Source organism: Sulfoacidibacillus ferrooxidans (genome assembly GCF_022606465.1).
GTDB lineage: Bacteria > Bacillota > Bacilli > Alicyclobacillales > SLC66 > Sulfoacidibacillus > Sulfoacidibacillus ferrooxidans.
On sequence record NZ_JALBUF010000035.1, the window covers coordinates 1 to 6,941 of the forward strand.

At 42.8% G+C, this 6,941-nt stretch carries 9 protein-coding genes and 1 riboswitch; of the genes, 3 read left to right on the forward strand and 6 right to left on the reverse strand.

Translation table 11 applies throughout. The features are described from left to right. Nucleotides 1–150: 150 nt before the first annotated feature. Nucleotides 151–324: riboswitch (cobalamin riboswitch) on the forward strand. Between the two features lie 638 nt (nt 325–962). Next, a complete protein-coding gene (locus MM817_RS15880; protein WP_241716942.1) occupies nt 963–2,408 on the forward strand; it encodes a purine-cytosine permease family protein in 1,446 nt (481 codons plus the stop codon). 72 nt (nt 2,409–2,480) lie between these two features. Here the strand turns inward: MM817_RS15880 and MM817_RS17615 are convergent, their stop codons facing one another. The 6 genes from MM817_RS17615 to MM817_RS15905 form a co-directional block, all read right to left on the reverse strand. After that, nucleotides 2,481–2,612 (reverse strand): MarC family protein, encoded by a 132-nt coding sequence (locus tag MM817_RS17615; RefSeq protein WP_419723429.1) that lies wholly within the window; start codon nt 2,610–2,612, stop codon nt 2,481–2,483. Nucleotides 2,613–2,769: 157 nt separating this feature from the next. Further along, a complete protein-coding gene (locus MM817_RS15885) occupies nt 2,770–3,135 on the reverse strand; it encodes a MarC family protein (RefSeq protein ID WP_241716944.1) in 366 nt (121 codons plus the stop codon). Between the two features lie 240 nt (nt 3,136–3,375). After that, nucleotides 3,376–3,642, reverse strand: coding sequence for a hypothetical protein (locus tag MM817_RS15890; protein WP_241716946.1), 267 nt, complete (start codon nt 3,640–3,642; stop codon nt 3,376–3,378). Next, a complete protein-coding gene (locus MM817_RS15895; protein ID WP_241716948.1) occupies nt 3,635–4,627 on the reverse strand; it encodes a hypothetical protein in 993 nt (330 codons plus the stop codon). Before MM817_RS15895 ends, MM817_RS15890 begins: the two co-directional genes overlap by 8 nt. Further along, nucleotides 4,627–5,238 carry a cytochrome b N-terminal domain-containing protein gene (locus tag MM817_RS15900; RefSeq protein ID WP_241716950.1) on the reverse strand — a complete coding sequence of 204 codons (612 nt, stop codon included), beginning with the start codon at nt 5,236–5,238 and terminating at the stop codon, nt 4,627–4,629. Before MM817_RS15900 ends, MM817_RS15895 begins: the two co-directional genes overlap by 1 nt. Beyond that, nucleotides 5,235–5,387, reverse strand: coding sequence for a hypothetical protein (locus MM817_RS15905; RefSeq protein ID WP_241716952.1), 153 nt, complete (start codon nt 5,385–5,387; stop codon nt 5,235–5,237). The genes MM817_RS15900 and MM817_RS15905 overlap by 4 nt, the downstream gene beginning before the upstream one ends. 250 nt (nt 5,388–5,637) lie before the next feature. Here MM817_RS15905 and MM817_RS15910 point away from each other — a divergent pair, with 250 nt between their 5' ends. Both MM817_RS15910 and MM817_RS15915 read left to right on the forward strand, forming a co-directional pair. Beyond that, entirely contained in the window at nt 5,638–6,789 is a 1,152-nt protein-coding gene (locus MM817_RS15910; RefSeq protein ID WP_241716955.1) for a TIGR04053 family radical SAM/SPASM domain-containing protein, read from the forward strand. Between the two features lie 25 nt (nt 6,790–6,814). Beyond that, a partial coding sequence (locus tag MM817_RS15915) for an FAD-dependent oxidoreductase (RefSeq protein WP_241716957.1) occupies nt 6,815–6,941 on the forward strand: 127 nt, incomplete at its 3' end.

Sequence of the window (6,941 nt, forward strand, 5' to 3'; positions counted from 1 at the left end):
ATTTTCACCGTATTCAATTTAAATTCCGTGCTGTATCTATTTGTCTTTGTCACCATGAACACCTCGAATCGATTTACTTATTTTCACACTCTCGATTCGTTGTGTCCACCCCTATAGCCTAACAGCAGATGTATGTTATATCTTTATCAAAGTATATGGTATTTTTCAGGTGCCCTACTAGGGAGAATAGGGAAGTTCAATAAAAAAGAACGCGGAGCCCGCCACTGTAGTCGAGGAGCAACTACAAAGCCACTGGATCATCTGGGAAGGCTGTAGTAAGCGATGAATCGTAGCCAGGAGACCTGCCTGAAGAATCAACGATCATTGAGAATTGGCAAAAACCTCAACTCTTTTTGAGTTGAGGTTTTTGTGTGGGCGGATATCCCCTTTTTTGAATGGAGCTTTGCATTTTTTAGAGAGGTGACTTAATAGATGGTGTGTACTTTCACTTATAGCCTCTCGTCATTGGAAGGTTCTTGAAGAGACAAAAGCGGCGTAATTCGTTGATCCGCTTGATGGTGGAGGTACACCCTACCTGCAACATGAGGAGATAGGAGCGTAAACGGTTACCTGGGTCGGTGATATGGATGTCTCGAGCGGCATACCTGCTACTCAGTCAGGACGCGGTTCCAGAAAGGTCGATCAACCAGAACTTATCGATGAAAGTCCAGTCCCTGCCAACCAGGATGAGGATGCCTCCGAAATAGTGAGGCGATAAAGGATAGAGTGGGTTAGACTCTCCATCGCGATGATTGGGGTAGTGAAATATCAAGTATTTTTCGGATCTTTATGATATTTTTCATCGGATTTCGAATTACAATTTTTAATTCTCGACCTTATCCAGACAAGGTCACTACACGAGCGGTGGAGGTAATAACAAAAATCTTAAGATTAAAATCCCTTAAAGTATCAATAAAAATCCAATGACGAGAGGCTACAATTTGGATAGGAGGAAACGTAGAATGATAAAAAGAACAAGTGCCAATCAGCCATGGCACATAGAACGAAACGGGATCAATGGGGTTCCAGATACTGAGAAGACAGGATGTCCTATGGATTTGTTCTGGATTTGGTTTGCGGCTAATATCGGCATTTTGAATGTTTTGTACGGGGGTATTATCGTAAGCTATCAGTTAAGTTTTTTACAATCATTATTGGCTGCTGGAATTGGTTCTCTGTCTTTTGTTATCGTTGGGATATTGAGCATCGCTGGACGGGATGGAAGTGCGCCCATGCTAACCTTATCACGAGCCGTATTTGGCGATCGTGGAAATGTTCTACCTACCATCGTGAGTTGGATAAACCTCCTCGGCTGGGAATCTGTTTCTGTTATTATTGGAACCTTATCGCTAGAGGCATTACTTCAAGCAGTTGTAGGTGGTAAGACCTCGATTTTCATTTCTGTTGTGAGTTTGGTTATCTTTAGTGGGTTAGTGATTGCATTTGGGTTTTTAGGACAAGCAACGCTTGTCCTAATCCAGAAAATATTCAGTTGGGTATTTGGCTTACTTACTTTTGGTGTAATTGTATTGTTATTTAAAGGTGTTGATTGGAATGAATTATGGATAGCTCCGAGCGGACATTGGATCAGTGGTTTTCTTCCTGCTGTTTCGATTATCATTGCTGGAACCGGAATCAGTTGGGGTAATGTTGCTGCTGACTATAGTCGATATCTACCACGCACGGTTAAGAAGAGTACCATTGTCCAGATGGTAACCTCAGGTAGTTTCATTCCTGTCTTTATTTTGATGATGGTGGGGGTAGTTCTGACATATCGTAGCCCTGGTTTTACGACCGCTGAAAATCCGATAGCAGCCATAGAGAATTTCTTGCCCAAATGGATGATGATTCCTTATCTTATCGCGGCAGTAGGAGGAATGCTTGCACAGGCGAATTTGGGACTTTATTCTTCTGGATTGAATCTTTTGACGATGGGTGTACGTACAGCACGACACAAAACGATCATTATTGATGCCATCGTTATGATCTCGATAACAATGTACGTATTATTTATTCATCAAGATTTCCTGGGTTCGTTTGAGTCTTTTATGAGCCTTGGTGGTGTTGGTCTTGCCTCATGGGAAGCGGTATTTCTTGTGGATCAGTGGATTCTTCGTAAGAAATTTGAATACCCATCATACGACTTTGAGCATGGGGATAAAGGAAAGATTCAATGGTATCAAAGTTTCAATGGATGGGCTTTGATGTGTTGGTTTTTTGGCATAACCGTGGGTCTGCTTTTTACTAATTCACCACTCTTTAATGGACTGTTATCTAAGGGAATTTTTAAAGGAAGTAATATGGGGGTTTTGTTTGCATTTTTAATGAGCGGAGTCCTTTATAGTGTCATACTCGTTACACTCAGAACCCACGCATCCTTAGATCATGCAAAGTCTACGCATCTTTAGATCTGAAATCAGCAGAAATGAAGGTCGACGTGGGAATGCAACTTATATGTTTATATAGGTTATCTTGACATTTCATACTTGTACTAGCATATGGATTCGTCCTGGGAATCGTCCTAATATGCCTTCAGCCATCATTTGTACGGCAATCACAGCTAGTAGTAGTCCCATCAAAGGGAAAATCACATGAATTTCCGTGTAACTAATACGTCAACTAATGTTATTCGCATAGTAAAAAACGATAAAAGTCATTGCAAGTACAAGAGTACATCCAATACATACTGCAATTGAATTTGTCATGAAATCAGACCCGGTCGATCGTGCCATGCTGTAGCCATTGTCCACCCAGCTAATAAGGGGGTCCTCATGGAGTTGAAAGAGGTTCCTTTTCTATACTTGCTTCTCCTGCTACAACTTGAAGGATAGGAACAGTGGTTGGAGTGGGATGCAGTAGGCGATGAGCAATACCATAAATCAAGATTCCTCTTGCTACGCAAAAAGCAGCTACTGAAATTCCAAATACATGTAAAATTGTATGACCAAGTAGTAGAAACATCACAAAAATCAAAAAGGCGATGGTAACTGTTTTGCATGCTGTTGTAAGTTGTTCTATTGCATGATGTCGTTCCATGAGTCTTAAGAAAATAGGGTAGGGGCGATCCGAAGTGACGCCTGAAAAGAAAAGCCACATAAGCCGTAATGGTAGAAATACGATGACGCAGGGATCCATGAGTTAGGAAGCTTCGCTGGTGACGGCAAGAAACTCCCCTCTCAAGTGCACAGCGATGCGTGGGGGGATTCATTGTGGATCCTCAAGAATATAAAGAACGAGTAGAGCTTTATACTCGAAAAATGAAGATTCTACTAAGCCACAGTTGTTCAAAGCCATGATGCAATTTCATTGTACCCTTGGCTTTGAACAACTGTCTGCGAAATTTTAAAATATTTTACACGCCGAACAATCTCGTAATCATGGGTGAGTACGGCGTTTTTTATTGTTTTGCTTGGCTATCCATTGAAGATAACGAGCCATGCCTAAAGGTGTGCCAAGAAGTAAAACAGCAAAAAGTAAGGCAAGAATACCCCCTATAGATCCATTCCAATCGTCGGTAGTTAGTGAATGATACACCACTCCTGTACCATATGTACCTACGATCGTGATGATCAAGACAAGCCAAATGGGGGGAAGGAACCAAGGACGCTCATGTCGTGCATGCGTTGAAGGCACATTAGCCACGTGCCTTCCTCTCCCTTCGTTTCACTTTCTCCTCACGATAATAATCTCTCCAGATCAAGCGATAGACTCCAAGCCACCGCGGAATTGATCTTAGTCCTGGAATAAAGGGAGTAAACATGAGAAGACCTGTCACCAAGAGGATCGTCACAACAACCATTAAATCACCAGAAGAAGAAGTACTATACGGAGGAATTTGATATAACAAAGTGTAATACCACAGCCATACTGCTCCAGGATAATTCCCGGTTTCCTTCATGATTCCCCATTCGCCACCAAGCATATTCAGTTTACTCGCGTAGACACTATCTACGTTTCCCTGAAAAAGCAAAAGTGACTTCGTCCGATTCAGAATAGGCGTTGGCCCTTTGGAACCGTCAATCGCTGCTTCAAGCAATCCACTTTGTGCAATATTTAGATATTCATTTACCATGGCAGGAACAGGACCATACAATGCGCTTTGACCTGGAATTGCAAATTGTCCATGTATGATCGTTGCAGTAGATAAGTGGTTTTCTACGGATTTCACCCATTGCTGCTGTTGTGCAGACGTTGCCGTATTCCAAGTAGCCAGAGTATACGTGATCTGCGGGTTTACGTGGCTCATTCGCTCTAAAGGGCGAATGACATCCGTATAGGCAGGTGTGATCGGAATCTGAATCCCCGCCCACGCTTGTGGGGAAAAGGACCCTAACGATTGGATGGACTCTGTTCCATGATTATAGGGTGGACCATACGTCGCGATTAGGCTTTGATTTCCTAGATCATTTAGCTCTGTCTGAACAAGCAACATGGGCTCTTGTGTAACGACTTGTTTTGCGCTTAATGCAGGAACATCTGGTGTTGAGAAAATTCCTGCAAACACGAGCACAAGTGCGCCCACGATAACCATGGCTATGGTACCTTCTTTTAATAAATCATAAGGGGCTTGTTCATATTGATCATTCGGATAGATTGCTGGTGTTTTAAGGTCGTGCTTATTTGCCATCAGTCTGCTTCCTCCTCGCGTAATGGCAATGGTTCAACCACCCCATGTTTGCGCACAAGAAATAGGTGCACTGCAATGAGCACAAAGATGGCTAATGGGATAAGAAAGATATGTAATCCATACATCTGTCCAAAGTTAAGAAGGTTTGCAAAACCTCCGAGCCCGGTCGAGTTAATGGCATCTTTCCCTTGAACAGCAATCCACTGTGAATCGAAATTATTTTGCGAAAGATATCCTGTAAAGGCTCCTAGAATCGACACCAAAAAGAGGAGCCAACCACCAATCCACGTAAAATGACGTCCTCCACGCCAAGCTGACATCAGATACTGCGCCCACAAATGCAGGACCATGAAAAAGAAAAACGCCTGAACGGACCAAAAATGCATACTATTAAAAAAATGTCCCACGGGAGATACATGCCACCAGTCCGGCCCGAAGATCACAAGTACACATCCTGTAATAATTAACCACACAAAGGCTGCAAGCGTCAATATCCCAAATAAGTACACATAAGAGTGCACATATTTTGGCATCGTATCTGGCAGTAAGTGTTCCATCGGAATCGTCCGATTGATCCATTCGCGCGTAGAGCGCGTCCAATTCTTACTCATGATTTGTCTCCCGGAAACGGTAACGCAATCGCTACGATAAAAATAATCAACATGGTAGCCACAACAAGGATATCCGGAATAGATAAATTTAAAAATGAATATTGCCATGCTGGACCTGCCTGAATCGGTGGATGTAATCCAATAGCCAAAAGATTTGACCCCCTTCACAGTATATTCATGTATTGTATCATATTCAGACATGATTTTGGTCTGTTTTACCTTTTGGTAACATGCTGCCTGTCTCGTGTTCTGACCATAATGATCATCTATCCATATGTGTGTTACAGGTACCAAACTGGTCCAAATGGGTCATGAGATCAGAAACTCTCCATGTTACAGTAATGTAAAGGTACATGATGATTGTATCAACAACATTCTAATGTCTTAGGTGGGATCGATATGGGAGCCTTCAATTTTAATGAACGACCCATGCTAGTTTTTTGGGAATCGACACGAGCGTGTTTACTGGCGTGCAAACATTGCCGTGCGCAAGCCATAGCACAACCTATGCCAGGAGAACTATCTACAGAAGAAGGATTCCGTCTTATTGAAAGTTTAACCTCATTCGGTAAGCCTTATCCCGTTCTTATTGTCACAGGTGGTGATGCTCTTATGAGGGAGGATGTCTTCTCTCTCATTGCTAAAGCTCGTTCGTTAGACATTCCGGTTGGAGTAGCACCGAGCGTTACCCCACGATTAACAGATGAAGCCATTGTACAAATGAAAAATCTTGGTGTGAAGGTCATTTCGCTTAGTTTAGACGGAGCTACGGCTCAGACTCATGAAGGCGTGCGTGGAATTGAAGGGCATTTTTCTGATACGATCGATGCGATGAGGAGACTGGTTGATGCTGGATTTGAAGTTCAGATCAATACTGCTGTGATGCGCGATAATGTTCATGAGTTACCTAGAATCGCCCACTTATTAAAAACCAACGGAGTGCACATTTGGGAAGTGTTTTTCCTCATCCACGTAGGGCGGGGAATCGATTCACAAGAAATTTCACCTATGGAATGTGAAGATGTCTCTCACTTTTTGTTTGATGTGTCTACTTATGGTATGACCGTGCGCACCGTAGAGGCACCTTTTTTTCGCAGGGTAGTAGCTGAACGAAAACTACATGACCCCGAAAGGACGATGACTCTTCCAGAACAGATCGCTGAGATCTTTCATTTGAGTCCCCTCTATCAGAAGTTATCTAACGAATTAACCATGTTATTAGGCGCTTCAACAACGGTATCTAAAGCTCAAACAAGTGGAACACGAGATGGAAAAGGCATTATCTTTGTATCCTATGATGGAACCGTCTATCCAGCAGGTTTTCTACCACTTCCACTTGGGAATATACGTGAAGAAAGTTTATCTGCGATCTATCGTAACCATCCAACGTTACAGGCTATTCGCAGTGGAACTTTCAGTGGAAAATGTGGTGTGTGTGATTATGTGGATGCTTGTGGTGGGTCTCGATCTCGTGCATTTAGTGATTCAGGAAATCCTTTAGCGGAGGATCCAGCCTGTTCTTATGTACCTACACAGTTCCATGCGAAGTAATCCATAAAAGGTGGAATCTACAATCATGAATAACCCTCATGTGGTCATTATAGGGGGAGGAATCACTGGGCTTGTGGCCGCCTATCGTCTCCATCAACTCTATGCATCTGAAACAGAAGGTGCTATATCGTGTACTCTCGTAGAAAAAGAGG